Raw genomic sequence first — 26,170 nt, forward strand, 5'->3', positions numbered from 1 at the left:
CCGTCGCGCCGCCTGCTGGTTTTCTGACCAGCAGGCGGCGCGGACACCACACTATTCAGCCAGGGCTAAACACTCGCGCGGCGTTTCGGCTTCCGGTCGAGCCACAGCTGCGCCGCGATCAGCGCGACGGTCCAGCTCACCCACGCCCCGAGCGCCGCGATCGACTGCCCCAGCGCGATCTCGCTCCCGCCGAACGTGGTGGCGAGCTGCGGTCCGAGGAAGATCGCCGCGATCGGGCCGATGAGCCGGTTGAGAATGATCGACATCGTCAACGCGAAACTGCGGACCATCCAGCGCCGGTGATCGCCGAACCGGCGTTCGCGAGCGGCGCGGTAGCCCGCCCACGTCGTACCGAGCCACAAGACCGCGAGCAGCACGTCGCTGGCCCGGGTCACCGGCCCGAACGGGGTCGCCGCGCCGATCGTCAGCGCCAGCAGCCCGGACGGCAGCACCCCGGCGAACACGTACGCGCGGCCGGAATAGCGGTGCAGCACCGGGTGCTTGCGCCGGATCCACGGCCAGACCTGCAGCAACGCGGTCACCATCGCGATCGACCCGAACACCACGTGCCCCACCAGGAACAGGTAGTGCGCGGGGAAGGTCGACGGCACCCGCGAGAGCGCCGGGTCGAACGCCAGGTACGGCGGCAGCGCATACGCCAGGAACGCGACCACCACCAGTCCCAGCGGCGCGATCCACGGCCGCCGCCACCAGTGCTTTCCCGGCTCGACCCGTGTGGTTCGCTCCGCAGCGGGCTGCACCCGCGGTGGTCGAAGATCCGTCCCCGCCGTCATGTCGGCCTCTCTCCCGTGTTCGGTCTCGGCTGGCACTTCCGAACGTAGGACGGGGGCTTCCGGCGAACCATGGTGCCGACTGGCGTCACGGCGGTGGGGGCAGCCTTACCCTCGGCCAGGTGACCCCGCGGGCCGTCGGTGAAGGACTCCTTCCCTGACTCTGCTTCCCGCGAGGAGCCCTTCCCGGCCCATTGCCGCAGAGGTCCAGACCAGGCATACTTCTCCTACTTTGTTGCCCGCCACAACAAAGCACTCCCTCGCTCTAGGTTCCTCCCCGAAACCGAGGTGACCAAGCATGTCCAGTTTCCTGAGACGTCTTCCCACCGCCCTCGCCGCGGCCGCACTGCTGGCGCTCGGCCTCCAAGCCGCGCCCGCCGTCCTCGCCCCGCCCACCGCGGCGGCCGCCGAAAGTTTCACCGACGATTTCAACGGGCCCGCCGGAGCCGCCGCCGACGCGTCGAAATGGACCTACGAAACCGGCGACAACAACGGCAACAACCACGAACGCCAGTGGTACACCGCGGGAGCCGCGAACGGCGCGCTCGACGGCCAGGGCCACCTGGTGATCACCGCGAAACGCGAGAACTCCGGCCACACCTGCTGGTACGGCACCTGCCAGTACACCTCCGCCCGGCTCAACACCGCCGGGAAATTCAGCCAGGCCTACGGGCACGTCGAAACCCGGATGAAGATCCCGCGCGGCCAGGGCATGTGGCCCGCGTTCTGGATGCTCGGCGGCGGAAACTGGCCTAACGACGGCGAAATCGACATCATGGAGAACATCGGCAAGGAACCGAACACCGTGCACGGCACCATCCACGGCCCCGGCTACTCCGGCGCCGGCGGCATCGGCGCGGCGTACAACGGCCCGGTCTTCGCCGACGCTTTCCACACCTACGCGGTCGACTGGTCGCCGAACAAGATCGTCTGGTCGGTCGACGGCAACGCCTACGAGACCCGCACCCCCGCCGATCTGAACGGCAACCGCTGGGTCTTCGACCACCCCTTCTACCTGATCCTGAACCTCGCGGTCGGCGGCGACTGGCCCGGCGATCCGGACGGGAGCACGCAATTCCCGCAGCAGCTGGTCGTCGACTACGTGCACGTGACCACGAGCAGCACCGGCGGGTCGAGCGGCCGGATCATCGGCATCGGCGGCAAATGCGTCGACGTGCCCTGGGCCAATCCGGCGAACTTCACCCAGCTGCAGATCACCGACTGCAACGGCAACGCGGCGCAGGACTGGACTGTCGGCAGCGACGGGACCATTCGCGCGCTCGGCAAGTGCATGGACGTCAAGTACTCCGGCACCGCCGACGGCACCCCGGTCCAGATGTACGACTGCAACGGCAGCGACGCACAGCAGTGGGTCGTGACCGCCGCGCACGACATCGTCAACCCGCACGCGAACAAATGCCTCGACGCCGCCGGGGTCAGTTCGGCCAACGGGACGAAACTGCAGCTGTGGACGTGCACCGGGAACGTCAACCAGAAATGGTCGGTGAACCAGTAGCCGTCCACTGTGGACGCTGTGGACAGCGTCGGCGAAGAATGAGCGGCGGGCCGTAACCACCCCCCGGTGGCCACGGCCCGCCGCGGACACCGCGCGGGCCGGGCGGGAACCAAGATCTGCCGCCCGGCCACCGGCCGCCTTCCGCGCGTCGGCTGGGGGTCCCGACGCCCGGGGCGGCACGCTCACGCGGCCTACTGCCGAAGGTAGCCAGACCGCGTGCGCCGTGGAGCCTCCGGATGACAGGAGGGGCCGAACGGCCATGCTCGCTGCCTTCCCGGGCAAACCGGCCGGTTTCGGCCGAACCGCTCAGCGGGTCTCGGCCAGCTCCGCGTAGGCCTCGACCAGCTGCGCCTCGGCGTCGTCGAGGTAGACCGCGAGCATCTCCGCCGTACGGATCCCGTCGCCGGTCACGAGCACGTCCAGGATTTCGTGGTTCCGCGGCAGATACCGCTCATGGAAGCGGCGCGGGTCGGCCATCACGTGGAACACCAGCCGCAGCTCCGCGGCGAGCGCCTGCATCAGCTCGACAATGCGCTCGCTGCCGGTGAGCGCCGCCAGTTCCGCGTGGAAACGGATGTTCGCGGTGCCCAGGTCCTGCCACTGCGCCTGCTTCGCCGCGCGATCGCCGTCCGCGACCGTACTGGCGATCTTCTCGTACGCCGCCGGCTTCTCGGTCACGTCGCGGACCGCCGCGCACTCGATGATCTTGCGGACGCGGTAGATGTCGCGCACGTCGTCGACGCTCGGCACGCGCACGAACACGCCGCGGTTCAGCTCGTGCACCAGCAGCCGTTCGTGAGTCAGCAACCGGAAAGCCTCACGGAGCGTGTTGCGGGACACCCCGAGCGCGCTGCCGATGTCCTGCTCCGAAAGCCGTACTCCGGGCAGGAAGTACCCCTCGGAAACGCGCGTGCGCAGCACGCCCGCGACGCGTTCCGCGGTGCTCGTCCGGCCGAGCAGCCCGCGATCCGCTTCCAGGCCCATCGGCTCTCCGTCGGTGACCACGTCGCCCAGCGTAGCCATCGGACGATGAACAATAAAATGAGGGACTTGTGGGATTGTTGAACGATCCGTACGGTAGTGGCCATGTGACTCGTGCCACCATGAGTTCGTCCCCCTGTGAGGTGCCCTATGAACGTCAACGTCGCCGACGGCACCGCGAACGCGGCCCGCCCGTTCGGCTGGTATCGCTCGCTCGGCCACAAGGGCCGCCGCGCCTTCCTCGGCGCGTTCGGCGGCTACGGCCTCGATTCGTTCGACTACCAGACCCTGCCCTTCGGCCTGGCCGCGATCACCGCTTACTTCGGCATCACGTCCGGAGAAGCGGGCCTACTCAGCACCGTCACGCTGGTCGTGTCCGCGATCGGCGGCGTCGGAGCCGGCGTGCTCGCCGACCGCATCGGCCGCGTCCGCACGCTGCAGCTCACCATCGCGATGTACACGATCTTCACGGTGCTCTGCGGTTTCGCGCCGAACTTCGAAACGCTGCTGATCTTCCGCGGTCTGCAGGGCCTCGGGTTCGGCGGCGAATGGGCGGTCGGCGCCGCGCTGGTCGCCGAGTACTGCTCGGCCAAGTACCGCGGCCGCACGGTGGCGTTCGTGCAGAGCGCGTGGGCGGTCGGCTGGGGCCTGCTGGTGATCGTCTACACGGTGCTGTTCAGCGTGCTCGACCAGGACATCGCCTGGCGCGTGCTGTTCTGGGTCGGCGTGATCCCAGCGCTGCTCGTGCTGTGGGTCCGGCGCAGTGTCGAGGACGCGCCCGAAGCAGCCGCGCGACGGGTCTCAGCGAAGGTCAAGGGCTCGCTCGCCGGGATTTTCCGCCCGAATCTCTTGCGCACCACGGTGTTCGCCGCGCTCCTCGCGACCGGCGTCCAGGGCGGCTACTACACACTGTTCACCTGGATGCCGAAGTACCTGCAGAGCAGCCGCGGCCTGTCCGTGGTGAACACCGGCGGCTACTTCGCGCTGCTGATCCCCGGCGCGTTCATCGGCTACATCTGCGGCGGCTACCTCACCGACCTGCTCGGCCGGAAGAAGACGTTCCTGCTGTTCTCCGTCGTGTCCGCGCTGCTGATTGTGCTGTTCGTGCAGCTGCCCTACGGCGCGAACGGCCTGATGCTGCTGATCAGTTTCCCGCTCGGCTTCTCGACTTCGGCGATCTTCAGCGGCTTCGGCGCGTACCTCGCCGAGCTGTACCCGACCGCCCTGCGCGCCACCGGACAGGGCTTCACCTACAACTTCGGCCGCGCGGTCGGCGCCGCTTTCCCCGCCGTGGTGGGCTTTTTGGGTGCGGGCGGCGCGATCGTGCTCGGCGCGGTCGGCTACGCAATTGCCGCGGTAGCGCTGCTCGGGCTGCCGGAAACGCGAGGCAAGGAACTGGTGGAGGTATGACGACTTCCTACGATCCTTCGACGCTCACTCCGGCCGAGGCCCGCGCGCTCTTCCGCGCTGGCACCGAACGCCCGACCACCGGCTGGGCCGACGGTTACGCCCAGACCAACCTGATCGCCGTCCCCGCGGACTGGGCCGACGACGTCCGCGAGTTCTGCGCCCGCAACCCGCGGCCGTGCCCGGTGCTCGACGTCAGCGAACCGGGCGACCCGACCACGCGGCTCGCTCCCGGCGCGGATCTGCGCACCGACCTGCCGCGCTATCGCGTCTGGCACAACGGCGCGCTGACCAGCGAAATCGCCGACGCCACCGGGGTGTGGCGCAGCGACATGGTCGCGTTCTCCATCGGCTGCAGCTTCAGCTTCGAGACGCTGCTGCGCGCCGCAGGCATTCCGCTGCGGCATGTGGAGCAGGGCCGCAACGTCTCGATGTACGTGACGAACCGGCAGTGCGAACCGGCTGGCCGATTGAGCGGCCCGATGGTGGTGTCGATGCGGCACATCCCGGAAACCCTGGTCGAGGACGCGGTGCGGATCACCGCCGCGATGCCCGCGGTGCACGGCGCTCCGGTGCACGTCGGCGACCCGGCCGACCTGGGCATCGCCGACCTCGCCCGGCCGGATTTCGGCGATCCGGTCGACGCCGAGCCCGGGGACGTGCCGGTGTTCTGGGCCTGCGGCGTCACCCCGCAGGCGGCGCTGATGGCGTCACGGCCGCCGTTCGCCGTCACGCACGCCCCCGGGTACATGTTCTTGACCGACCAACCCGATCGCGATTACCAGGTGGGATGACATGGACCTCAACAGCGACCTCGGCGAAGGCTTCGGCGCCTGGACCATGGGCGACGACGAAGCCATGCTCGACATCGTGACCAGCGCGAACATCGCGTGCGGCTTCCACGCGGGCGAGGCGCGCGTGATGCGCCGCGTGTGCGAACGCGCGGCCGAACGCGGCGTCACCATCGGCGCGCACGTCGGCTACCGCGACCTGGCCGGCTTCGGCCGTCGCGCGCTCGACATCGCGCCGGAAGACCTCGCGGACGAAGTTCTGTACCAAATCGGCGCTCTCGACGCCTTCGCGCGCGCGGCGCACAGCTGCGTGCGTTACGTGAAGGCGCACGGCGCGCTGTACAACACCGCAGCTGTCGATCCGGAGCAGGCGGCTGCGCTTGTCGAAGGCGTACGGCGCTATCACACCGATCTGGCACTGCTGTGTCCTCCGGACTCCGAAATGCTGCGCGCGGCTCAAGCGGCGGGCGTGCCTGCGTACGCAGAAGCGTTCGCCGACCGCGCGTACACGCCTGAAGGACGACTGGTGTCGCGCAAGCTGCCGGGCGCGGTACTGCACGACGCCGACGAAGTCGCCGCGCGTGCGCTCACCATGGCGACCACCGGCGAGGTGGTCGACGCTGACGGCGGCAAGCTCACGCTACGGGCGGATTCCCTGTGCGTACACGGAGATACGCCCGGCGCGGTCGAGCTGGCCCGGCGGATTCGCGAGCTGCTCACCGAATCCGGCGTGGTGCTGAGGTCGTTCGTGTGAGCACTGTTTTGCGCTACGGCCGTTCCGCGTTGCTGGTGGAGGTCGACGACGTACTCGGGTTCCAGGCGGCCTGCGAAGCCGCCCAGCCCGAGGGCGTCGTTGAACTCGTGCCCGCCGCACGCACTCTGCTGGTCCGGTTCGATCGGGCCCGCACCGATTCGGCCACGCTCGCTCGTTCGCTTGCTTCACTGTCCACAATGGATGTTTCCGGACGCTCGGCGGACACCGTCACCTTGCCGGTGCGTTACGACGGCGCTGACCTGGCGGACGTCGCCGAGGCCGCCGGACTGTCGGTTTCCGAGGTCGTGCAACGGCATTCGGCAGCCACCTACGTCGCGGCGTTCTGCGGTTTCGCGCCCGGTTTCGCCTACCTGACCGGCCTCGACCCGGTGTTGCACCTGCCGCGCCGCAGCACGCCGCGCACGCGCGTGCCCGCGGGTGCGGTCGCGATCGCCGGCGAGTACAGCGCGATCTACCCGCATCCCTCACCCGGCGGCTGGAACCTGCTCGGCCACAGCGACGCGCAGGTCTGGGACATTGGCCGCGAACAGCCGAACCTGCTGGTCCCGGGCACCCGAGTGCGGTTCGAGGCGATCCGGTGACCGGGAAGATCGAGATCCTCGCGCCCGGTCCGTTCGCGACCGTGCAAGACCTCGGCCGCCCGGGATACGCGGCAGTCGGCGTCGGCCGGTCCGGCGCGGCCGACCGGGGTTCGCTGAAGCTGGCGAACCGGCTCGTCGGCAATCCGGAAACGCACGCGGCGCTCGAGGTCACCCTCGGCGGCCTGCGGCTGCGGGTTTCGGAGCACACCGTCGTCGCGGTCACCGGCGCGCGGCTGCCGATCCGCGCTGGCGGACGGGCCGCGGCCGTCGGTGCGCCGATCGTCCTGCGCCCTGGCGAAGAACTCGAACTCGGTGTCGCGTCGCTCGGCCTGCGCAGCTACCTCGCGGTGCGCGGCGGCCTGGACGTACCGCCGGTGCTTGGCGCACGAGCCACCGACACGCTGGGCAAACTCGGCCCGCCCGTCCTCGCGGCGGGAATGACGCTGCCGATCGGTTCGGTGATCGAGCGCGACCCTTGTGTCGATCTCGCCCCGCTGCGCCGGCTCGCGGAAGAACCGGTGCTGCGCCTGGAACCCGGCCCGCGGCTGGACTGGTTCACCCCGTCCGCACTGTCCACTTTGCTCACTGGTGCCTACACCGTGACCAGCGACCTCGACCGCGTCGGCGTCCGGCTGGACGGCCCCGCGCTGACCCGCGCCCGCGTCGGCGAACTGGCCCCGGAAGCCGCCGTGCCCGGGGCGCTCCAGGTGCCGCCTTCCGGCGTGCCGATCCTGTTCCTGGCCGACCATCCGGTGACCGGCGGCTATCCCGTCGCCGCCGTCGTGGACGAGGACGACCTCGATCTTGCGGCCCAGCTCCGGCCCGGGCAGCGGGTCCGGTTCACTTCCCCGACACCCGCAGCGTCAGGTTGAGCCTCCCGGTCAAGCCAAGATCCGGATCCGCCGTGCCCGGGAGGGTTTTCGGCACCCCGTGGAACGCCAGCCGCGCCGGGCCGCCGAACACGAACAGGTCGCCCGAACGCAGCTCGACATCGGTGTACGGCCGGTTGCGATGCTCGGTGTTGCCGAAGCGGAACACGCACGTGTCGCCGAGGCTCAGCGAGACCACCGGGTCCGTCGAGAGCTCGTCTTTGTCCTGGTGCATGCCCATTTTCGCGGTGACGTCGTAGTAGTTCACGAGTGCCACGTCGGGCTGGTAGTCGTCGGCGAGCCGGTCGTAGGCGTCGGCGAGCGCGCGTCGGCCGAGGTCGGCCAGCCAGTCCGGAAGCGGCTCCACCGGCGAACCGTCCTCGCGCAGCCGCTCGTAGCGGTACGGCCGCCACTGCCAGCCCAAGCAGACCGTGCGCACCGACATCACTCCGCCGCCGGGAAGCCGGGTCGCCCGGTAACCGCGCCAGCCGCGACAGGCCGTGACGAGGTCGCGTTGTTCTTGCTCGGTGAGCCAATCCGGGACGTGCACCGCGCCCGGGGAGATTTCCCGGCGCGGACGCGGCAGCAGCTCCATCACGCCGCCCCGGGGCCGGCGGCCGCAGGAGCCACCCGGACGGGCGCTCCTGCGGCGGATTCCCCTCGCCACTTGCCGCCAAGCTTCGGAGAATTCCACACCGCCGAGGGTCCCGCCAGGTCTCGATCAGCTACAACTCGGACTCGCCACCCAGGGTGTGTGCCGGTCACCATTCGTCACCCGAACTCGACGACAGTCACCCCGGCCCGGGCAGGCACCGGGTCACTCATCGCAGCGAGCGCCGCTGGCACCCCGTCCAGCCCGATCCGCGTGCCGATCAACCCGGCCAGATCGATGCCGGACCGCTCCACCACGCCCAGCAGCTCGGGGTACTCATACGCCTGCAGCCCGTGGACCCCGACGATTTCCAGCTCGCCGCCGACCACCCGATGCATCGGAATCGGCGGCACCCCCTGGCTGGGCGGCATCAACCCGGCCTGCACGTGGCGGCCGCGCTTGCGCAAGCTGCCCACCGAAGCCGCACAGGTGGCCGGGGAACCGAGACAGTCCAGCGACACGTGCGTACCGCCTTCAGTGCGCTCACGGACGTACGCGGCCAGCGCTTCGGGCCCGTCGAACGCGCTGCCGTCGACGCTCAACACTGCGCCAGCACGCTCCGCCGCGGCACGCGCCTTCGGCGAGATATCAACCGCAACCACCTTCGCGCCGGCAGCAGTCGCCAGGAGGACCGCGGAGATGCCTACGCCGCCACAGCCGTACACAGAGACCCACTGCCCCGCGCGTACGCCGCCCTGACGCAACACTGCGCGAAAAGCCGTCCCGAAGCGGCAACCGAGCGCAGCAGCTTCCGCCGACGACATCGAGTCCGGCAACGCGACCAGGTTCGTCTGCGCGTGCTCGATGGCGACCTTCTCGGCGAAGGAACCCCAGTGGGTCGCACCGGGCTGGAACTCGTCGTCGCAGATCTGCTGGTCGCCCTTGGCACACTGGGCACAGACGCCGCACGCGCACACGAACGGGACAGTGACCCGGTCGCCCTTCGTCCAGCCCACGACACCCGCACCGACCTCGACGATCCGCCCCGCGAGCTCGTGCCCGGCAACGTGCGGCAACCGGACCGCCTCGTCGTGCCCCTGCCAGGTATGCCAATCGCTGCGGCACACCCCGGTCGCTTCGACCGCGATGACGACCCCGCCGTCCGAGGCCACCGGATCCGGTACCTCCCGCACTTCGGGAAGCACGCCGAACTCTTCGATCACGACCGCACGCATGGGTCCGATCGTAGAAGCCGCCTCGCGGGTGACTGGCTTCGCCGCCACTTCCGACGTACCGGCACGTCCCGTCGGCCTTCCGGGAAAACCGCATCGGGTTCATCCATGCGCGGATCTTGCGAACGCGGCGGACGACGGTGCGTAAGCGTCGGGATACGCCTGCGCACTGCGCCGTCCGCCGCGGCCGGGCGCGCTCAGGAGAGCGGCTGGCCCGGCTGGTGGAACTGGCCGCGCGGACGCGGCGGGCCGAGCAGCCTGCGCAACGACCCGTCCGGGACGCCGAGGATCTGCTCGAGATTTCGCAATGCCCGCAACGATTCCGGGCGTTCCGGACGGCAGCGGCCGGATTGCCAGTGGCTCAAGGTCGCGAGACTGACCGTCGTTCCCCTTCCCCGCAGCCGATATCTGATGCGTTCGAGGCCGAGCCCGCGGGCCCGGATGGCCGCGCGCAGCGCTTCGGCGAACGGGCCGGTTTCGAGCAATTGCCCGAGATCCCGTCCCGCAATACTCCCCCGGTCGATCGTCGGTGTTCGCTGACCGGTCATCGCACACGCTCCGAACCACGTCGCTGGGAAACCTCGGAGCGTAGGCCGGACATCGCATGATCGGAAGGGCTTTCACCCTTGTGCGGAGAGTGCCCGGGCAATCGCGGCGAACGGTTCGGCGTAGCCGGAATTGACCGTGACACAGGAAATCCCCCACCGCTCGCGCCAGCGGAGAAGCATTTCCCCGGCGGCGTCAGGGTTTTCCGGCACCACGGTGACCGCTTTCTCCTCGACCAGCTGCGGCACGTCGACCCCGGTGTAGCGGGCGAGCTGCGGAGAAGACTTGTCCCCGATCGCGGTGAGGTTCACCGCCAATTCGACGTCCCGGCTTCCCGCGAACGAGCGAAAAGTGTCCACAATGGAGTCAGCCTGGTCCTCGGTCGTGCGCGGCCCCCAGGAAAACGTCACGACGTCGGCGGTGCGCGCGGCGAGCGCGAGCATTTTGGGCCCGGACCCCGCGAGCAATATCCGGGGCCGCTCGGGGCGCTCCGAAAGCACCTCGATGGTGTCCGCCAACCGGGCGACGCGTTCACCCGGCGAAAGAAACTCGCGGCCCAGCGTCGCGGCGTGCTTGCCCGCCCCGGGATGCCCGACGCCCAGCCCCAGCAGGAAGCGGCCGCCAGTCGCCCGATGCAGTGAATCGGCCTGCCACGCGAGGTTCCGGGCGTCGCGGAACGGATCGGCCAGCACGAAGGTGCCGACGGTGAGCGTGCTCGTGACCGCGGCGGCGGCCGGAACGAGCGTCAACGGGTCGAGCCCGCCGACCGGGTCGGTCGCGAACATCGTGTCGAGCCCGAGCTCCTCGATCCGGCGGGCCTGCGCGGTCCAGGACTCCAGATCCGGGGCGAACCCGGCGACGATGCCGAAACGGAACGGCTTGGTAGTGGTCATGCGACCCATCGTCGGCGGGTCAGCTGCCGGACACATCCGCCCAGCAGCGACACTCGCGCGTACGCCCCTCAGCGCAGGGTGACCGACAACGCCTGCGCGATCTCCTTGCCGATAGCGTGCGTAGCGGCGTCCGGCGGCTGGCCGACCTTCACCACCATCGGCCCGCCGAACGGCTGCCGCTCGACGACCTCGATCCGCTCGCCGAGTCCGATCGCGTGCTCGGTGAGGTAGCGAAGCAGGTCCGGATCGGTGTCCCACACGCGGACGATCTCGCCAACCGCACCGGGCGGCAGGTCGTCCAGGATACGCATCGGAAGCTCCTCGACGCTGCCGTCCGGAGCCGGGATCGGATCCCCGTGCGGATCGCGAACGGGGTTGCCGAGCTTGGCCGCGATCCGGTCGACAAGCCGATCGGAGACAGCGTGCTCCAGCGCGTCGGCCTCGGCGTGGACCTCGTCCCAGGTGTAGCCGAGTTCGGAGACCAGGTACGTCTCGATCAGCCGGTGCCTGCGCAGCACCGACCGGGCGAGCTGCCGCCCCTCGGAGGTCAGCTCGATGCCGCGGTAGGGCACATGCGCGACCAGGCCGAGCTGGGAAAGCTTGGTGACCATCCCCGACGCCGACGACGGACTCACCTCAAGCCGCCCGGCCAGCGACGCGTTGGTGACCGCCTCGCCCCGTTCGACCAGCCCGTAGATCACGCGCACGTAGTCCTCGACCGACGACGACCTCCGGACGGAACCATCTCCCATGCCGCATACGATACGGGGCCAAGCCTGCCGGGGTCGCCCGGTCAGGGGCGGTGGGGGTCGGCCGGGGGTTGTTGTCGCGGGACTGCGGTCGGTGGGAGCGTTGGTCGGCTCCCTGGTGCTCGGTCAGGTCCTAGGCGGCTGTCCGGATGCCGCTCTTCATTCTTCCCAGCTGGCAGGTCGGCGTGCGCGTTCCGCGGCGGAGGCACCCGGCCATCCGCCGCCGGTGTCCCTGCCGTTCGCGATCGCGCTGTTCTCCGCAGCCGCCCGGTGACAGCTGTCGCGTGCTTATCGACGCGACGCCCCGACTGTCAGATCACGGCCGCCAGCGGTAGCGGATCCAGCCCGGCACCGGTTCCGCGCCGAGTTGCGCGTAGAACGCCTCCGCCTTGGCGTTGCCAGCCTGCATGTCCCACTCGACGCGCCCCGTCGTGCGGGCGCGCAGTGCGTCGAGCAGTTCCCTGCCCAGCCCGTGCCTGCGGTGCTCCGGGCGGATGAACAGGTCATCGAGCCAAATACCGGGGCGTCCCTCCCACGTGGAGAAATTCCAGCTGCAGAAGGCGAACCCGGCAACGACGTCCGGACGTCCCGGCGGCGTGCACATCAGCACCCACGCCTTCGGCTCCGGACCGAACAGGTGGCTGCTCATCTCGGCGCGGTCGAGTTTGAGGTCGTGCTTGTCCTCGTAGACCGCGTGTTCCTCGATGAGGCTGCAGATCTCCTCGACATCCTCGAAGACGGCGTCGCGAACGGGCATCGGGCACCCCTTTTTTGTCGGTGGTGGCGGCTACGGTGCAGGTATCAGAGCAGGGCAATGGAAATCCGGCGCGGCGGAGCCGGTGTGGAGCGGTACGAGAGGGAAGGAGTTGGTGACGGTTGATCGGTGAATCGACAAGTGAATAGGCGCATGAGTCGGCCAGGGAGCCGTCGAGCAGTGGCGAGCACACTCGCTGACCGCCGGACGGCGAGGAGCGCGCAAGCCGATCCACGGACGTTGGCGAACACGCAAGCCAACCGACAATCGTTGGCGAGCGTCCAAGCCAACCACCGAGCGGCGCGGAGCACCCGACCAAGCCGTCGCCGAACCGCGGCGACCGCCAACCCCAACCGGCAGGCAACCCAGCCCACCAGCCGACCGCACGACTGGCCTCCCCATCACGAGGCCTCGTACCGGAGTTCTCCGCCCACCGCGGTGCCGAGCACGCGGGCGTCCTCCACAGTGGACAGTGGGTCCGCGGACAGCACCACGAAGTCCGCGAGCTTGCCCGGTTCCAGGGTGCCCAGGTAGCTCTCCGCGAAGGTCGCGTAGGCGGAGCCGTAGGTGTAAGCGCGCAGGGCCTCCGCCGGGGTCAGCGCTTCCTCTGCCGCGAACGGTTCGCCGGTGGACGTGCGGCGGTGGACCATGTCGGCGAGGCCGAGCAGTGGGGCGCCGTCGACGACGGGGCGGTCTGAGCTGGCTGGCAGGACGCATCCGGCGTCGAGGACGCTGCGGAGGCGGTAGCACCACGGCACCCGCGCTTCGCCGAGGGCTGCTCGCATGCCGTCGCCCAGTTCGTTCACGAAGCGGCCTTGCGGGGACGCGATCAGGCCTAGCGAGGCCAGGCGGGTCAGTTCCGCGGGCGGGAGTACGGCGCAGTGTTCGATGCGGTGCCGGTGGTCCGGGCGCGGGTTGGCGGCCAGGGCGGCTTCGTAGGCGTCCAGGACGACCGTGATGGCTCGGTCGCCGATGGCGTGGGTCGCGATTTGCCAGCCGGCGTCGTGGGCTTGGCGGATGGTGGCTGTCAGCTCGTCCTCGGGCACCTGGAAGTAGCCGCGGTTGTCCGGTTCGCCGTCGAACGGCTCGTGCATCGCGCAGGTGCGGCCGACCAGCGAACCGTCGGCGAAGAGTTTCATCGGGCCGATCCGCAGCCACTCGTCGCCGAGGCCGGTGCGCAGGCCTAGGTCCAGGCCGAAGCCGGCGCCGTCGGGGAGGTCGTGCAGGACGCTCGCGGCGACCATCACCGTGCTGCGGACTCGCAGGACGCCGCGTTCGCGCGCGAGTTGGTACGCGGCCAGCTCCGCGGGCGTCTCGCCGACCAGGCCGCCGCCGATGCCGGCTTCCTGGACGCTCGTGATGCCCTCGGACAGGTATTGCTGGCTCGCCCGGTCGAGGCCTCGGACCACCGATTCGAGCGGCGTCGGGTACGTCAGCGGGCGCAGCAGCAACTGCGCCTGCTCGCGCAGCAAACCGGTCGGCGAGCCGTCGGCTGACTGGACGACGTCGCCGCCGACGGGGACGTTCGCGAGGTCCAGCTGGTCCAGCACCGCGGAGTTGACCAGCGTCATGTGGCCGGACGTGTGCTTGAGCCGCACGAGCATGCCGGGGGCGGCGCGGTCGAGGCCGTGCCGGTCGGGGTGCTCGCCGCCGGCGAGTTTGTTCTGGTCGTAGCCGCTGCCGACGACCCAGCTCCCGGCTGGCAGCTCGGCCGCGCGCCGCGCCACCGCGTCGTACACCTCGTCGACGCTGCGGCAGTCGCTGAGCGGCACGTCGTCCAGGCCCATGCCGAACCAGGCCATGTGGTTGTGCGCGTCGTGGAACCCAGGCGCGACGAAACCCCCGCCGAGGTCTACCCGGCGGCGGGCGGACAGTTCGCGCGCGTCGTCGCCCAGCGCCACGATCCGGCCGTGCAGCACCGCCAGCGCGGTGTCGCCGGTGACCAGCCTGGCGTTCTCGTACACCGCGTCAACCTGCATGCCCTGGACACTATCGATCGATCGATCGAACGTCTAGGCTCCCCTCCATGAGCACCGTTGACCTGGCCCTCGAGGGCGGCATCGCGCAGATCCGGCTGAACCGGCCCGAGCGGCTCAACGCCGTCGCGCCCGTGCTGGTGGACGACTTCCTCACCGCACTGGAGGAGGTCGCGCACAGCGAAGCCCGCGTCGTCCTCCTCACCGGCAACGGCCGCGCCTTCTGCGCCGGGCACGACCTGAAGGAACCCACCCCGGAGGGTGACTCCCGCGCCAGGCTGGAGCGGCTCCAGGACGTCACGCGCCGGTTGCGCGCGCTGCGGCAGCCGGTGATCGCCGCCGTGCACGGGTACGCGATCGGCGCGGGCGCGGAGTTCGCGCTGGGCTGCGACCTGATCCTGGCCGCCGAGGACGCGGTGTTCGCGTTCCCCGAGGTGTCGCTGGGGCTGAGCGTCACCGGTGCCGCGTCGAGGCTGCTCCCGCTGCTGGTCGGGCCGGTCAAGGCGAAGGAACTGCTGCTGCTCGGCGACCGGTTCGACGGCCGTCGCGCGCACGACCTCGGCCTCGTCAACGCCGCCGTGCCAGCGGACGAGCTGATGCCCCTCGCGCTCGGCTGGGCGGAGAAGATCGCGCATCACCCGCCGGAGGCCGCCACGATGGCGAAGCGAGCACTCGACGCCGGGATCGACCACGCCTTCGACTCAGCGCTGGAACTCGAGGTCACCCATGCCCTAATCACCGAGCACTCGGCCGCCGTCCGCGAGTCGACCGAAGCGTTCCGGAGCCGGGCGTGACGCCGCTGCAGAACGTCGACACGCTGGTCGCGCTGGTCACGCGCGCCGCGCAGCTCTGGCCGGACCGCACCGCGTGGATCTTCGACAGCACCGGCACCAGGTTCACCTTCGCCGAGGTCGACGACCGCAGCGGACGCCTGGCTAAAGCGCTCCAGGAACAAGGCGTCCGGGCAGGCGATCGCGTCGCGGTGATGCTCCGCAACGAGCCGGAATTCCCGCTCATGTGGCTCGCACTCGCCAAACTCGGCGCCGTTCTGGTTCCGGTGAACATCAACTACCGCGAATTCGACGGCGCGCACGTCCTGCGCCACTCCGGCGCGCGCTTGGCGGTAGCCGCCGAAGAGTTCGTGGAACTGCTGGAGAAAATCGCGCCGGAAACAGCCGTGGAACGCGTCCTCACGCCGGACGCGCTCAAGTCGGAAACACGCTGCGAACCTGAATTGGTGGTGGCGGCCGAACAGCCGGTCAACATCCAGTACACCTCCGGCACCACCGGCGCGCCGAAGGGCTGCGTGCTGCCGCACCGGTACTGGACCACGCTCGCGATCGGACTCGCCACCGACTTCCCCGCCGTCGGCGAAGACGACATTCTGCTTACCGCACAACCGTTCCACTACATTGATCCACAGTGGAACGTCGCGCTCGCGCTGGCCGCCGGAGCGACGCTCGTCGTACTGGACCGCTTCCACCCCTCCACCTTCTGGGCGAAGGTCCGCGAGTACGAGGTCACCTGGTTCTACTGCCTCGGCCTGATGCCGACGCTGCTGCTGCGCCAGCCGCCGCATCCGGACGACCGGAACCACCGCGTCCGCGCCATCAGCGCGTCGGCGATCCCGCCGGACCTGCACGCTCAGCTGGAAGAACGCTGGGGCGTGCCGTGGTACGAGGCGTTCGGGATGACCGAGACCGGCGGGGACATCCGGGTTTCCGAATCCGACCACGACGCCGCGGTGGGCACCGGCTGCATCGGACGGCCGACCCGCGACCGCGAAGCGATGATCGCCGGCGAGGACGGGAAACCATTGCCTCGTGGGGAAACCGGCGAGCTGCTGATCCGCGGCATCGGGCTGATGCACGGCTACCACGAGGATCCCGAAGCGACCGCGCGCGCCTTCGCCGGCGGCTGGTTCCACACCGGCGACCTCGCCCGGATGGACGACGAAGGCCGCGTCTACTACCTCGGCCGCACCAAGGACATGATCCGGCGCAGCGGCGAGAACATCTCCGCCGACGAGGTCGAGCGCGCGCTGCTGCAACATCCGAAGGTGCAACTCGCGGCCGTCCTCGCGGTACCGGACGAGCTGCGCGGCGAGGAAGTGAAGGCGTACGTGGTGTGCGGCGAGAACCGGCCGTCACCCGAGGAGCTGGCGGAGTTCTGCGCGCAGCAACTGGCGTACTTCAAGGTGCCGCGCTTCTGGGCCTTCGCGGACGACCTGCCGCGCACGCCGTCCGAACGCGTCGCGAAGGGCGAACTGCGGAAGGTCGCCGACCTGCGCGCCGGTTCCTGGGACCGCAGCACCGGGGAGTGGCGATGAGCAGCGCCGAACGCGTCCGGGCGGCCGCCGTGAAACTGTTCGCCACCAAGGGTTTCCACGGCACAGGCATTCGGGATCTGGCCCAGGAAGCCGAACTTTCTTCGGCGACGCTCTACCACTACATGGGCACCAAGGAAGATCTTCTTGTCGAGATCATGACGACCTCGCTGCACCGCCTGATCGACGCGGTCGCGAAGGCCACCGCGGGCAGCGACGATCCGGTGGCCCGGATGCGCACGCTGGTCGCGCTGCATGTCCTCGCGCACGCCGCCCAGCCGGGCGAAACCCGGGTGGTGGACAACGAAGTCGACGCGCTTTCGGCTCCGGCGCGTACCCAGGTCGTCGCGCTGCGGGACGAATACGAGCAGTTCTGGGCGAAGGCGATCGAAGACGGCGCCGCGGCGAACGTGTTCCACACCGCACAACCGGCCGTGACGCGGCTCGCATTGCTGGAAATGTGCAGCGGCGTGGCCCGGTGGTATTCCCCGAAGGGCCCGCTCAAGCTCGAAGACCTGGCCACGCACTACGCGGAGCTGGCATTGCGGGCCCTCGGACATCCGGTCGCGGTGCGTGCGCACGACCTCCGGCAATGCCTCGAAGTGGTCGCCCAGGTGTGGGACTTGCCTGTCCAAGAGGGCTTTTAGCGCCGTACGCCTTGCTCAGACGGCGAACGTGGGGGACGCTCGAAGGGTGACTGAGCAAACGATCCAACTCGAACTGGACGACTCGGGTCTCTCTCCTGGCCTGCCCGCGCCTTCAAACCCGCGCGATCAGGTCCAGGACGTGCCGTATCGACCAGTCGAGTTTCGTGACGACGACCTGCCCAGCGCGCTCGAGCGCTGCGCAGTCTGGCTGCGCCAAGCGCAGGAGTGGCTGGGAGAACCGCTCGACGTCCTCGCGATCCACCTAGACTACGACGAGCGACAGGGTTCGCCCTACTACGACGTGAAATTGCTGTGCAACGAGGAGGACCTAGCCGGGGTCCCGATCGCGATGCGCGACAAGAACAAGTCTTAGCACTCGTCATCTCCGCCGCGAAGGCCCTCTCGGACTCCGAGGGGGCCTTCGCCGCGTTCGGGATAGGGGCATGACAAACCTCGGCGCGCCCGGGCAAGATCGGAGGCGGACGAGGGAGGGTATGCCGGTGACCGAAATCGTGGTGCGCTGGTCCGAACCGCTGCCCGCGGAGGACCGCTACCTGAAGCTGCTGGACGACCTGGAGAGAGGCCGCTACGACGCGTACCGGCTCGAAATCGACCAGCGCCGCTTCCTGACCGGCCGGGTGCTCGCGAAGACCCTCGTCGCGGAACGGCTCGGCGGCGGGGCGGAGTCCGTGCGCTTCGACGCGACCTGCGACGACTGCGGCAAACCGCACGGCCGTCCGCGCGTACCAGGTTCGGACCTCGTGCTGTCGATCTCGCATTCGGGCAACCTGATCGGCCTCGCGGTCGCCGACGGCGTGCCGGTAGGCCTCGACGTCGAAACCGCCAGCCGCAAGGCGGACGCGTCGCTCGTGGAGTACGCGCTGAGCCCGGCCGAGCGGGACGCCGTCGCGGGCCTGTCGGACGAGGAGCGTTCGGCGGCCTTCTTCATCTACTGGACGCGCAAGGAAGCGGTGATGAAGGCCACCGGCAAGGGGCTGAAGATCCCGCTGCAGAGCATCACGTTCTCCCGCTACGACGCTCCCGCCGAGCTGATGGCCTCGGGTGACGAGGCGCTGGATCCGGCGCGCACCCGGCTAGCCGACCTCAAGGCGGCGGACGGGCACCGGGCGGCGGTCGCGGCGTTGACCTCGGACAGCCTGAGCGTCACCGAGGAGCACTGGCTGCCGTAAGCCTCAGGACGCGCTGTCGTCCAGCCCCATCGCGCCGAGCAGCGTGCGGAACTTCGCGATCGTCTCCTGGTACTCGGTGTCCGGGTCCGACGCGGGCACGATGCCGCCGCCCGCGAAGAGCCGCATCGACTTCTCGGCCACCTCGGCGCAGCGGATCGCGACGGCCCACTCGCCGTCTCCCGCCGCGTCGACCCAGCCGGCCGCGCCCGCGTAGTACCCGCGGTCGAACGGCTCCAGTTCCTGCACCAGGTCACGCGCGGCGACGGTCGGGGTGCCGCAGACGGCCGGGGTCGGGTGCATGGCGGCAGCGAGGTCGAGAGCGGTCACCGAGCGGTCCGCCAGCTCGCCGGTGATGGACGTCCGCAGGTGCCAGATGGCGGGCGTGGAGACCAGCTCAGGGCCGGCCGGGACGTCGAGCTTGCGGCAGAACGGCCGCAGCGACTCGACGACGTAGTCGATCACCAGGTCGTGCTCTTCCCGGTCCTTCGCGGACGCGAGGAGGGCTTCGCCGTTGGCCCGGTCGGTCTCCGGGTCGGCCGAACGCGGCATCGACCCGGCGTGCGGGGTCGTGAACACCGAGTCGCCCGTCCGGGAAAGCAGCAGCTCGGGGGTGGCCCCGACGAGCGTGCGGCCGCCGGGCAGTTCGGCGGCATAAGTGAAGTGGCGCGGGTTGCCGCGCGCGAGGTTGCGCACGATCGCCTCGACCGGGATCGGCGCGTCGAATTCCAGCTCGAGCGCACGGGCCAGCACAGCTTTGCGCAGGTCACGGTCGCGCAGAGCGGCGACGGCGGCCCGCACGTTCTCGCGGTGGCCGTCGGCGGAGGGAAGCCGCCGGGTGGCCGCCGGAGCGGGCAGGTCGGCGGCGGGCGGCACGGCCGAGGCCTCGCCTTGGGCGCGGTGCACCGTCCGGGGCAGCACGAGGTGCCCCGGCGAGGCAGCGCCGGGTCCGGTGTCGAACGGCAGCACGCCGACGGCGAGCGGCACGCCGGAACGGTCCAGCTCAGCGGCTGCCGAGCGGGCGAGGCGGCGTGGGTCGGCGTCGGTGACTGTCCCGAGCGCACCGCGGGCGAGCAGGGCACGCCGGGCGGTCGCGAACAAGAAGTCGCCACGCTGGTAGCGGACGGTGGTCTCGGCCGGGGTCGCCGGCGCGGCACTGGTCGTCACTTCACCAGCGTCTCAGGATCCGGGAGCGCCGCGGGGAAAGTGTCGCCGGTGCAACACCTCGCGCCACCTTCCCCGCGGCCGCCGGATCAGCGTTACTTGAGCGCGTCGATCAGCGCTTCGCGCTGCCGTTCGCCCAGGCCAGCGGCCCGGCGGTCGGGGTCGATCCCCGCCTGCTCGAGCAGCGCGGCGACCTTGACCGCGCCCAGGCCGGGCACCGCCTTGAGAAGCTGCGTGACCTTCGTCTTGCCGACGGTCTTGTTCTCCTTGGCCCGCTTGAGCACCGACTCGATGCTCTCCTTGCCGGACTTGATCGAAGCGAGCAGCTCCGAACGCGCCTTACGAGCCTCTGCCGCCTTGGCGAGGGCCTCGGCGCGCTGCTCCGGAGTCAACGTGGGCAGAGCCAACGTAATGTCCTTTCCTCTCAGGTCTCCGCTTTCGCGGCCGACGGTCTCAGCCGATGCTTGCAGCTGCAAGCGCTGGCCAGCCATCACTTACCACGGCCCCAGTAAACGCCACGTGCCCGCAGTACGCGCAACCGACACGCACTTATCACCCGTCGACGGGCGCGGCGGACCTGCGCGAGGGGACCCCTCGCGACCTGTGAAAACGGCCTCGATGGGCTCATTTCCACCCCCATTACCTCACCCGAACGAGAGTGTATTTCACCGCAGTTAACACAACGCATTTTCTTGTCCCGCAACGGGAATCGCGACAGAAGTGGATCATGGAAGCGCGGGGCCGCCACCCGATGGCGGGAGAGGGCCGACAAGCCGTGACCGAACTTGTTCGTGCCCGATCCGGCGGATCCGCATTAGAGTCGGGCGCACCCCAGTTCACCGGCGAACGAGCACCACGGGAGTCACCCATGTTGAGCACGATGCAGGACGGACAGCTGTCGCTCGCGAAGCTGCTGCGCCACGGCACGAAGGTGCACGCGAAGAGCGAAGTCGTCACCTGGACCGGTTCAGAAGCCCGCCGGGAGACCTATGCGGAGCTCGGCAAGCACGCCGCCCGGCTCGCGAACGCGCTGCGCGGTCTCGGCGTCACCGGCGACCAGCGGGTCGGCACGTTCATGTGGAACAACGCCGAGCACCTCGCGGCCTACCTGGCAGTGCCCGCCATGGGCGCGGTGCTGCACACGCTGAACATCCGGCTGTTCCCGGAGCAGCTGGTCTTCGTGGCGAACCACGCGGAAGACCACGTCATCATCGTCGACGGCACGCTCGTGCCGCTGCTGGCGAGCAACCTGCCGGGGATGAAGACGGTCAAGCACGTGATCGTGGCCAACGGCGACGCGTCCGCGCTGACCGCGCCCGAGGGCGTCACCGTGCACTCCTACGACGAGCTGCTGGCCGGGCAGTCCGACGAGTTCGACTGGCCGGAGATCGACGAGCGGGCCGCCGCCGCGATGTGTTACACCTCCGGCACCACGGGCGACCCGAAGGGCGTCGTCTACTCGCACCGGTCGATCTGGCTGCACTCGATGCAGGTCTGCATGACCGACAGCATGCGGCTCGCCCAGGAAGACCTGGCGCTGGCGATCGTGCCGATGTTCCACGCCATGTCGTGGGGCCTGCCGTACGCGGCGATGATGGTCGGCGCCTCGCTGCTGATGCCGGACCGGTTCCTGCAGCCCGCCCCGATCGCCGCGCTGCTGGCCGCGGAGAAGCCGACCTTCGCCGCCGCGGTGCCGACGATCTGGCAGGGCCTGCTCGCGCACCTGGACGCGAACCCGCAGGACATCAGCCACGTGCGCGAGGTGGTCGTCGGCGGGTCGGCCGCGCCGCCGTCGCTGATGCACGCCTTCGAGGAGCGCTACAACGTGCCGATCCTGCACGCGTGGGGCATGACCGAGACGTCGCCGCTCGGCAGCGTCGCGCGTCCGCCTGCCAGCGCGACCGGCGAGGAGCGCTGGGCCTACCGCTACACCCAGGGCCGTTTCCCAGCGTCCGTGGCGGCCCGGCTGATCGGCGACGACGGCGAGGAACTGCCGTGGGACAACGAGGCGGTCGGCGAACTGGAGGTGTCCGGTCCGTGGATCGCCGGTGCCTACCACGGCGGGTCGGACATCGACCCGGAGAAGTTCCACGACGGCTGGCTGCGCACCGGTGACGTCGGCAAGATCAGCCCGGACGGCTTCCTCACGCTCACCGACCGCGCCAAGGACGTGATCAAGTCCGGCGGCGAGTGGATCTCGTCGGTCGACCTGGAGAACGCGGTGATGGGCCATCCGGCGGTCGCCGAGGCGGCGGTCGTCGGCATCCCGGACGAGAAGTGGGACGAACGCCCGCTGGTCGCCGTCGTGGTCAAGGAGGGCCAGCAGGCCACCGCCGAGGAACTGCGCGAGTACCTGTCGGACAAGGTCGCGAAGTGGCAGCTGCCGGAGAACTGGACGTTCGTGGAGGAGGTGCCCAAGACGAGCGTCGGCAAGTTCGACAAGAAGCGGCTGCGCGCGTCCTACTCCGAGGGAAAGCTCGACATCTCACACCTCTGAGCGGTAAATCTCCGGCGAGTTGTCGGCCTGGGAAGGGCTTCGTGAGGGAATCTGTTGCAGGCAAGGAGCCCTTCCCAGCACGTCGGAGGAGAACTGGGGATGCAGCAGCGGAGCAGGAGGTCGTTCCTGTCGTTGGCGGGAACAGCGGCGGTGGGCGCGGTCGCGGCCGCGTGCGGGTCGAACACCGGGCGTCCGGGGGATCCGCCGCCGTCCACGGCGATGTCGGCGGGAGCCTCGACCCCGTCGCAGGCCCCGAAGGTCACGCTGCAGCAGTGGTATCACGCCTACGGCGAGGACGGCGTGCAGCAAGCCGTCAAGAACTACGCGGCCAGCTATCCGGGCGCGAAGGTCAACGTGGTGTGGAACCCCGGCGACTACGACTCGAAGATCGTCACCGCGCTGCAGAACAGCCCGGTGCCGGACGTCTTCGAGGCGCAGGTGAAGATCGACTGGGTCCGGCAGAACCAGGTGGTGGCGCTCGACGACATCATCGGACCGGTCAAGAACGACTTCAGCCCCGCCGTGCTCGCCGCGCAGACCGTGGAGGGCAAGGTCTACGGCATTCCGCAGGCCACCGACACGCAGGTCCTCTTCTACCGCAAGAGCATGCTGCAGGCCGCCGGTGTGCAGCCGCCGCAGACCGTGGACGAGCTGATCGACGCCGCGAGCAAGCTGTCGAAGGACGGCGTGAAGGGGTTCTTCGCGGGCAATGACGGCGGGGTCGGCACGCTCACCGGGCCGCTCATGTGGTCGGCCGGGCTCGACTATCTGAAGAACAACAACCGCGAGGTCGGCTTCGACGATCCGCGCGCGGCCGCCGCGTTCAGCAAGCTGCACACGTTGAACGCCAACGGTTCCCTGCTGCTCGGCGCACCCGCCGACTGGTCGGATCCGGGCGCGTTCGTCGACGGGCTCTGCGCGATGCAGTGGACCGGGCTGTGGAACGTCCCGAAGATCCGCGACGCGCTCAACGACGACTTCGGCGTGCTGCCGTTCCCGAAGCTGGACGACAGCGGCAAGCCGTCGGTCCCGGTCGGCGCGTACGGTGCGATGGTCAACGCGAAGAGCGCGCACGTCAACGAGGCCAAGGCGTTCGTGAAGTGGCTGTGGATCGACCAGACCGACAGCCAGCTGGAGTTCGCCACCCGCTACGGCTTCCACGTGCCCGCCCGGCAGAGCCTCATCGACAAAGCGCAGACGCTGCAAAGCGGTCCGGCCGCGGACGTGGTGAAGTTCGTCAAGGAGAACAGCCACCTCATCGGCGGTCCGGTGTGGACGCAGACGTCGAACACCGCGTTGTCGGACGCGGTCGCGAAGATCGCCAAGGAGGGCGCGGACCCGGTGGCGCAGACGAAGGCCGCGGTCACCGTCGCGCAGGCCGAGCTGAAACGCCTGTTCGGATGAAGCTGTCCCGGAAAACCCGGGACACGCTGGCGTTCTGGGGGTTCGTGGGTCCGTTCCTGCTCGGCCTGGCGATCTTCGCCTACGTGCCGATCGGGTGGAGCCTGTACCTGTCGTTCTTCGACGCGCGCAACACGGTCACCCCCAGCGTCTTCGTCGGACTGGACAACTACGCGCACATGCTCTCCGACGGCCCGTTCGTCGCGAGCCTCGGCACGTTCAGCGTGTTCGCCCTGTTCATCGTCCCGCTGACGTTCGTGCTGTCGCTGGCCTTGGCGGTCGGCGTGAACCAGCTGCGGTTCGCGAAGGCGTTCTTCCGTTCGGTGTTCTTCCTGCCGTTCGCGTGTTCGTACGTGGTGGCGTCGCTGATCTGGAAGACGTCGCTGTTCTCCGGCGTCCGCTACGGTCTCGCGAACACCGTGCTCGGCGTCTTCGGCATCGACCCGGTGGCGTGGACCGGCACCGTGCACCCGCCGCTGTACTGGGTGGTGCTGGTGACCGCCCGGTTGTGGCTGCAGCTCGGCTTCTACATGATCCTTTTCCTCGCCGCGCTGCAGCGGATTCCGCAGCATCTGTACGAGGCGGCGTGGCTCGACGGCGCGAAACCGGGATGGCAGGTTTTCCGGCACATCACGCTGCCGCAGCTGCGCGCGACGTCGGTGGCCGTGCTGCTGCTGAATCTGATCAACGCCTACCAGGCGTTCGACGAGTTCTACAACATCATGGGCGATTCCCGGGGTTATCCGCCGTTCGCGCGGCCGCCGCTGGTGTACCTCTACTACACCTCGCTCGGCTCCGGCGGCCAGGATCTCGGCCGCGGCAGCGCGGGCGCGATCATCCTGGCGCTGCTGATCGCCGTGGTCACCCTCCTCCAGGGCAAGCTCTTCCGGTTCGATCGGAGCGCGACATGATCCGCGCGGTGCTTCGCTGGACAGCGCTCACAGTGTCCGCGATCCTCTTCCTGCTGCCGTTCTACCTGTTGCTGCGCAACGGTCTCGCCTCGCGCGCGGAGCTCACCGCGCCGGGCTGGACGCTGTGGCCGAAGGAGATCCACTGGGAGAACTTCACGAAGCTGTTCGACCAGCAGGACGTGCCGTTCGCGCGCAGCATCGTGAACTCGGTCGTCGTCGCGGTGCTGCAAACCGTGGGCCTGCTGGTGGTGTGCTCGCTCGCTGGCTACGGCCTGGCCCGGGTGCCGTACCGGTACTCGAAGCCGGTGTTCTACGCGGTGCTGGCGACGCTGATGATCCCGACGTCGGTGACGTTCGTGCCGAGTTTCGTCGTGGTCTCGACGCTCGGCTGGCTCTCGGATTTCCGCGGCCTGGTCATCCCTGGCCTGTTCAGCGCGTTCAGCGTTTTCCTGTTCCGGCAGTACTTCCTGGACTTCCCGAAGGAACTGGAAGACGCCGGCCGCGTCGACGGCCTGTCCCGCTGGGGCGTCTTCCGCAAGATCGTGGTGCCGAACTCGCGGGGCTTCTTCGCCGCGATCGCGGTGATCACCGTGATCGGCAGCTGGAACGCGTTCCTGTGGCCGCTGATCATCGCGCAGTCGCCGGACTCGTGGACGGTGCAGGTCGCCCTGTCCGGGCTGCTGACCGCGCAGAACCCGCAGCTGAACCTGCTGTTCCTGGCCGCGGTGCTGTCGATCGTGCCGATTGTCCTGCTCTTCGCGTTCCTCCAGCGATATCTGGTACGCGGGGTCACCGAATCCGGGTTGAAAGGCTGAAAACCGTCACATCGACCCGCGACCGCGCGTAACGTTTCGCCGTTAGCCGCCGACGACTCACCGTCGCGACAGTCGCAGCAGGAGTGCACCCATGACGGACCCGTATCAGCAGCAGCCTTACCCCGGCCAGGACCCGGCGCAGGGGCATCCCTCCGGACCGGTGCCCGCGCCGGGGTATCCGGCCACGCCTGGATACGGTCAGGCGCCGGTGCCCTACGGGGCGCCGATGTACGGGGCGCCGTACGCGGCTCCGTATCCCGGGGTCACGCCGTTGAAGACCAGCGGGCTCGCGATCGCCGGGATGGTGGTCGGGATCGTCGCGTTGATCTTCTTCTGGGTTCCGTTCTTCGACGTGGTCGCGGCTATTACGGCGATCGGGTTGTCGTGGGCCGGGATGGTGCAGGGCGGGAAGCCTGGGTGGACCGGGCAGGGGATGGGGATCGCCGGGCTGGTGTGCGGGATCTTGGCGGCTATTCCTGCGGTGATCTTTTTGGTTTGGTTCTTTGTGTCGTTGTCTGCGGTGGGGGCTACTTGCGCGTTTTACTGCTGAGGGGGTACTTCGGCTCGTCGCCTGGCGGCGACATCGCTTGTGGTTGCGTGGGGCACCCCGAAGCTTGATTGTGATGACGGTCTGAGGGTGCTTGTCAAGGCGGTAAAGATGCCTTGACAAGCACCCTCAGACCGCATTTTGGCTTCGTATCGGGGTGCGGGGGTGGTGTGGGTGCAACGCTCGTTGGGTGCATCGGTGGCGGTTTCTAGCTGGGGCTAG

Annotated in this window: 27 protein-coding genes; 16 read left to right on the plus strand and 11 right to left on the minus strand. The window is 69.3% G+C overall.

Annotation, left to right across the window (positions count from 1 at the left end; all coding sequences use genetic code 11):
* Window positions 1-65: 65 nt before the first annotated feature.
* On the minus strand, window positions 66-794 hold the full coding sequence (locus WA670_RS36040) for a DUF2306 domain-containing protein (RefSeq protein WP_051728817.1): 729 nt from the start codon (window positions 792-794) through the stop codon (window positions 66-68).
* A gap of 295 nt (window positions 795-1,089) precedes the next feature.
* Between WA670_RS36040 and WA670_RS36045 the strand changes: the two genes are divergently transcribed.
* Entirely contained in the window at window positions 1,090-2,307 is a 1,218-nt protein-coding gene (locus tag WA670_RS36045) for an RICIN domain-containing protein (protein ID WP_336160720.1), read from the plus strand.
* Window positions 2,308-2,613: 306 nt separating this feature from the next.
* Here WA670_RS36045 and WA670_RS36050 read toward each other — a convergent pair whose 3' ends face one another.
* Complete coding sequence (locus WA670_RS36050; RefSeq protein WP_199817519.1) at window positions 2,614-3,330, minus strand: GntR family transcriptional regulator; 717 nt, start codon at window positions 3,328-3,330, stop codon at window positions 2,614-2,616.
* Window positions 3,331-3,438: 108 nt separating this feature from the next.
* Here WA670_RS36050 and WA670_RS36055 point away from each other — a divergent pair, with 108 nt between their 5' ends.
* The 5 genes from WA670_RS36055 to WA670_RS36075 are packed head-to-tail and all read left to right on the plus strand — an operon-like array spanning window position 3,439 to window position 7,714.
* Window positions 3,439-4,698 carry an MFS transporter gene (locus tag WA670_RS36055; protein ID WP_336160721.1) on the plus strand — a complete coding sequence of 420 codons (1,260 nt, stop codon included), beginning with the start codon at window positions 3,439-3,441 and terminating at the stop codon, window positions 4,696-4,698.
* The gene (locus WA670_RS36060; protein ID WP_336160722.1) at window positions 4,695-5,489 is read left to right on the plus strand and encodes a putative hydro-lyase; all 795 of its coding nucleotides are present in this window, start codon (window positions 4,695-4,697) and stop codon (window positions 5,487-5,489) included. The genes WA670_RS36055 and WA670_RS36060 overlap by 4 nt, the downstream gene beginning before the upstream one ends.
* Window position 5,490: 1 nt before the next feature.
* Window positions 5,491-6,240 (plus strand): LamB/YcsF family protein, encoded by a 750-nt coding sequence (locus WA670_RS36065; protein ID WP_037811012.1) that lies wholly within the window; start codon window positions 5,491-5,493, stop codon window positions 6,238-6,240.
* Entirely contained in the window at window positions 6,237-6,842 is a 606-nt protein-coding gene (locus tag WA670_RS36070) for a 5-oxoprolinase subunit B family protein (RefSeq protein WP_238604116.1), read from the plus strand. The genes WA670_RS36065 and WA670_RS36070 overlap by 4 nt, the downstream gene beginning before the upstream one ends.
* Window positions 6,839-7,714, plus strand: a complete 876-nt coding sequence (locus tag WA670_RS36075; protein WP_336160725.1) for a biotin-dependent carboxyltransferase family protein — start codon at window positions 6,839-6,841, stop codon at window positions 7,712-7,714. The genes WA670_RS36070 and WA670_RS36075 overlap by 4 nt, the downstream gene beginning before the upstream one ends.
* Here the strand turns inward: WA670_RS36075 and WA670_RS36080 are convergent.
* The 7 genes from WA670_RS36080 to WA670_RS36110 all read right to left on the minus strand — a co-directional run bounded on the left by WA670_RS36080 (window position 7,683) and on the right by WA670_RS36110 (window position 14,456).
* A complete protein-coding gene (locus tag WA670_RS36080) occupies window positions 7,683-8,306 on the minus strand; it encodes an alpha-ketoglutarate-dependent dioxygenase AlkB family protein (RefSeq protein ID WP_442893156.1) in 624 nt (207 codons plus the stop codon). The genes WA670_RS36075 and WA670_RS36080 overlap by 32 nt on opposite strands.
* Before the next feature lie 176 nt (window positions 8,307-8,482).
* Window positions 8,483-9,538 carry an alcohol dehydrogenase catalytic domain-containing protein gene (locus tag WA670_RS36085; RefSeq protein WP_336160728.1) on the minus strand — a complete coding sequence of 352 codons (1,056 nt, stop codon included), beginning with the start codon at window positions 9,536-9,538 and terminating at the stop codon, window positions 8,483-8,485.
* Window positions 9,539-9,732: 194 nt separating this feature from the next.
* Window positions 9,733-10,083: a hypothetical protein gene (locus tag WA670_RS36090; protein ID WP_037811001.1), complete on the minus strand. Its 351-nt coding sequence runs from the start codon at window positions 10,081-10,083 to the stop codon at window positions 9,733-9,735.
* Window positions 10,084-10,155: 72 nt separating this feature from the next.
* The gene (locus WA670_RS36095) at window positions 10,156-10,974 is read right to left on the minus strand and encodes an LLM class flavin-dependent oxidoreductase (protein ID WP_336160730.1); all 819 of its coding nucleotides are present in this window, start codon (window positions 10,972-10,974) and stop codon (window positions 10,156-10,158) included.
* Window positions 10,975-11,042: 68 nt separating this feature from the next.
* Window positions 11,043-11,726, minus strand: coding sequence for a metal-dependent transcriptional regulator (locus WA670_RS36100; protein ID WP_009083739.1), 684 nt, complete (start codon window positions 11,724-11,726; stop codon window positions 11,043-11,045).
* A 313-nt stretch (window positions 11,727-12,039) separates the two neighbouring features.
* Window positions 12,040-12,480 (minus strand): GNAT family N-acetyltransferase, encoded by a 441-nt coding sequence (locus WA670_RS36105; protein ID WP_043830620.1) that lies wholly within the window; start codon window positions 12,478-12,480, stop codon window positions 12,040-12,042.
* Between the two features lie 398 nt (window positions 12,481-12,878).
* Window positions 12,879-14,456, minus strand: coding sequence for an amidohydrolase (locus WA670_RS36110; RefSeq protein WP_336160732.1), 1,578 nt, complete (start codon window positions 14,454-14,456; stop codon window positions 12,879-12,881).
* A 47-nt stretch (window positions 14,457-14,503) separates the two neighbouring features.
* On the opposite strand from WA670_RS36110, the gene WA670_RS36115 reads away from it, so the two are divergent.
* From WA670_RS36115 to WA670_RS36135, 5 genes are all read left to right on the plus strand, one after another.
* Complete coding sequence (locus WA670_RS36115) at window positions 14,504-15,247, plus strand: enoyl-CoA hydratase/isomerase family protein (protein ID WP_037810993.1); 744 nt, start codon at window positions 14,504-14,506, stop codon at window positions 15,245-15,247.
* Window positions 15,244-16,782, plus strand: coding sequence for an ATP-dependent acyl-CoA ligase (locus WA670_RS36120; protein WP_037810991.1), 1,539 nt, complete (start codon window positions 15,244-15,246; stop codon window positions 16,780-16,782). Before WA670_RS36115 ends, WA670_RS36120 begins: the two co-directional genes overlap by 4 nt.
* Window positions 16,779-17,426 carry a TetR/AcrR family transcriptional regulator gene (locus tag WA670_RS36125; RefSeq protein ID WP_336160733.1) on the plus strand — a complete coding sequence of 216 codons (648 nt, stop codon included), beginning with the start codon at window positions 16,779-16,781 and terminating at the stop codon, window positions 17,424-17,426. The genes WA670_RS36120 and WA670_RS36125 overlap by 4 nt, the downstream gene beginning before the upstream one ends.
* A gap of 46 nt (window positions 17,427-17,472) precedes the next feature.
* The gene (locus tag WA670_RS36130) at window positions 17,473-17,799 is read left to right on the plus strand and encodes a hypothetical protein (protein WP_037810987.1); all 327 of its coding nucleotides are present in this window, start codon (window positions 17,473-17,475) and stop codon (window positions 17,797-17,799) included.
* Between the two features lie 127 nt (window positions 17,800-17,926).
* A complete protein-coding gene (locus tag WA670_RS36135) occupies window positions 17,927-18,616 on the plus strand; it encodes a 4'-phosphopantetheinyl transferase family protein (protein WP_336160734.1) in 690 nt (229 codons plus the stop codon).
* A 3-nt stretch (window positions 18,617-18,619) separates the two neighbouring features.
* On the opposite strand, the gene WA670_RS36140 is transcribed toward WA670_RS36135, so the two are convergent.
* Together WA670_RS36140 and mihF are read right to left on the minus strand one after the other, a co-directional pair.
* On the minus strand, window positions 18,620-19,780 hold the full coding sequence (locus tag WA670_RS36140) for an isochorismate synthase (RefSeq protein WP_336160735.1): 1,161 nt from the start codon (window positions 19,778-19,780) through the stop codon (window positions 18,620-18,622).
* Window positions 19,781-19,872: 92 nt separating this feature from the next.
* Window positions 19,873-20,184, minus strand: coding sequence for an integration host factor, actinobacterial type (gene mihF, locus WA670_RS36145; protein ID WP_020664542.1), 312 nt, complete (start codon window positions 20,182-20,184; stop codon window positions 19,873-19,875).
* Window positions 20,185-20,645: 461 nt separating this feature from the next.
* On the opposite strand from mihF, the gene WA670_RS36150 reads away from it, so the two are divergent.
* The 5 genes from WA670_RS36150 to WA670_RS36170 all read left to right on the plus strand — a co-directional run bounded on the left by WA670_RS36150 (window position 20,646) and on the right by WA670_RS36170 (window position 25,951).
* On the plus strand, window positions 20,646-22,274 hold the full coding sequence (locus WA670_RS36150; RefSeq protein ID WP_134665316.1) for a long-chain fatty acid--CoA ligase: 1,629 nt from the start codon (window positions 20,646-20,648) through the stop codon (window positions 22,272-22,274).
* A 99-nt stretch (window positions 22,275-22,373) separates the two neighbouring features.
* On the plus strand, window positions 22,374-23,678 hold the full coding sequence (locus WA670_RS36155; protein WP_134665318.1) for an ABC transporter substrate-binding protein: 1,305 nt from the start codon (window positions 22,374-22,376) through the stop codon (window positions 23,676-23,678).
* Window positions 23,675-24,586 carry a carbohydrate ABC transporter permease gene (locus tag WA670_RS36160; RefSeq protein WP_037810979.1) on the plus strand — a complete coding sequence of 304 codons (912 nt, stop codon included), beginning with the start codon at window positions 23,675-23,677 and terminating at the stop codon, window positions 24,584-24,586. Before WA670_RS36155 ends, WA670_RS36160 begins: the two co-directional genes overlap by 4 nt.
* Window positions 24,583-25,401 carry a carbohydrate ABC transporter permease gene (locus tag WA670_RS36165; RefSeq protein WP_037810977.1) on the plus strand — a complete coding sequence of 273 codons (819 nt, stop codon included), beginning with the start codon at window positions 24,583-24,585 and terminating at the stop codon, window positions 25,399-25,401. The genes WA670_RS36160 and WA670_RS36165 overlap by 4 nt, the downstream gene beginning before the upstream one ends.
* A gap of 91 nt (window positions 25,402-25,492) precedes the next feature.
* Window positions 25,493-25,951 carry a DUF4190 domain-containing protein gene (locus WA670_RS36170; RefSeq protein ID WP_037810976.1) on the plus strand — a complete coding sequence of 153 codons (459 nt, stop codon included), beginning with the start codon at window positions 25,493-25,495 and terminating at the stop codon, window positions 25,949-25,951.
* Window positions 25,952-26,170: the final 219 nt, after the last annotated feature.

Origin of the sequence: Amycolatopsis sp. VC5-11 (genome assembly GCF_037034185.1) — a bacterium.
GTDB lineage: Bacteria > Actinomycetota > Actinomycetes > Mycobacteriales > Pseudonocardiaceae > Amycolatopsis > Amycolatopsis nivea.

Coding starts and splice junctions, on each gene's coding strand:
- WA670_RS36100 (WP_009083739.1), bottom strand. CDS start 11,726: ATGGGAGATGGTTCCGTCCGGAGGTCGTCGTCGGTCGAGGACTACGTG.
- WA670_RS36090 (WP_037811001.1), bottom strand. CDS start 10,083: ATGACCGGTCAGCGAACACCGACGATCGACCGGGGGAGTATTGCGGGA.
- WA670_RS36055 (WP_336160721.1), top strand. CDS start 3,439: ATGAACGTCAACGTCGCCGACGGCACCGCGAACGCGGCCCGCCCGTTC.
- WA670_RS36160 (WP_037810979.1), top strand. CDS start 23,675: ATGAAGCTGTCCCGGAAAACCCGGGACACGCTGGCGTTCTGGGGGTTC.
- WA670_RS36105 (WP_043830620.1), bottom strand. CDS start 12,480: ATGCCCGTTCGCGACGCCGTCTTCGAGGATGTCGAGGAGATCTGCAGC.
- WA670_RS36050 (WP_199817519.1), bottom strand. CDS start 3,330: ATGGCTACGCTGGGCGACGTGGTCACCGACGGAGAGCCGATGGGCCTG.
- WA670_RS36150 (WP_134665316.1), top strand. CDS start 20,646: ATGTTGAGCACGATGCAGGACGGACAGCTGTCGCTCGCGAAGCTGCTG.
- WA670_RS36085 (WP_336160728.1), bottom strand. CDS start 9,538: ATGCGTGCGGTCGTGATCGAAGAGTTCGGCGTGCTTCCCGAAGTGCGG.
- WA670_RS36155 (WP_134665318.1), top strand. CDS start 22,374: ATGCAGCAGCGGAGCAGGAGGTCGTTCCTGTCGTTGGCGGGAACAGCG.
- WA670_RS36045 (WP_336160720.1), top strand. CDS start 1,090: ATGTCCAGTTTCCTGAGACGTCTTCCCACCGCCCTCGCCGCGGCCGCA.
- WA670_RS36095 (WP_336160730.1), bottom strand. CDS start 10,974: ATGACCACTACCAAGCCGTTCCGTTTCGGCATCGTCGCCGGGTTCGCC.
- WA670_RS36125 (WP_336160733.1), top strand. CDS start 16,779: ATGAGCAGCGCCGAACGCGTCCGGGCGGCCGCCGTGAAACTGTTCGCC.
- WA670_RS36040 (WP_051728817.1), bottom strand. CDS start 794: ATGACGGCGGGGACGGATCTTCGACCACCGCGGGTGCAGCCCGCTGCG.
- WA670_RS36080 (WP_442893156.1), bottom strand. CDS start 8,306: ATGGAGCTGCTGCCGCGTCCGCGCCGGGAAATCTCCCCGGGCGCGGTG.
- WA670_RS36110 (WP_336160732.1), bottom strand. CDS start 14,456: ATGCAGGTTGACGCGGTGTACGAGAACGCCAGGCTGGTCACCGGCGAC.
- WA670_RS36115 (WP_037810993.1), top strand. CDS start 14,504: ATGAGCACCGTTGACCTGGCCCTCGAGGGCGGCATCGCGCAGATCCGG.
- WA670_RS36060 (WP_336160722.1), top strand. CDS start 4,695: ATGACGACTTCCTACGATCCTTCGACGCTCACTCCGGCCGAGGCCCGC.
- WA670_RS36065 (WP_037811012.1), top strand. CDS start 5,491: ATGGACCTCAACAGCGACCTCGGCGAAGGCTTCGGCGCCTGGACCATG.
- WA670_RS36170 (WP_037810976.1), top strand. CDS start 25,493: ATGACGGACCCGTATCAGCAGCAGCCTTACCCCGGCCAGGACCCGGCG.
- WA670_RS36165 (WP_037810977.1), top strand. CDS start 24,583: ATGATCCGCGCGGTGCTTCGCTGGACAGCGCTCACAGTGTCCGCGATC.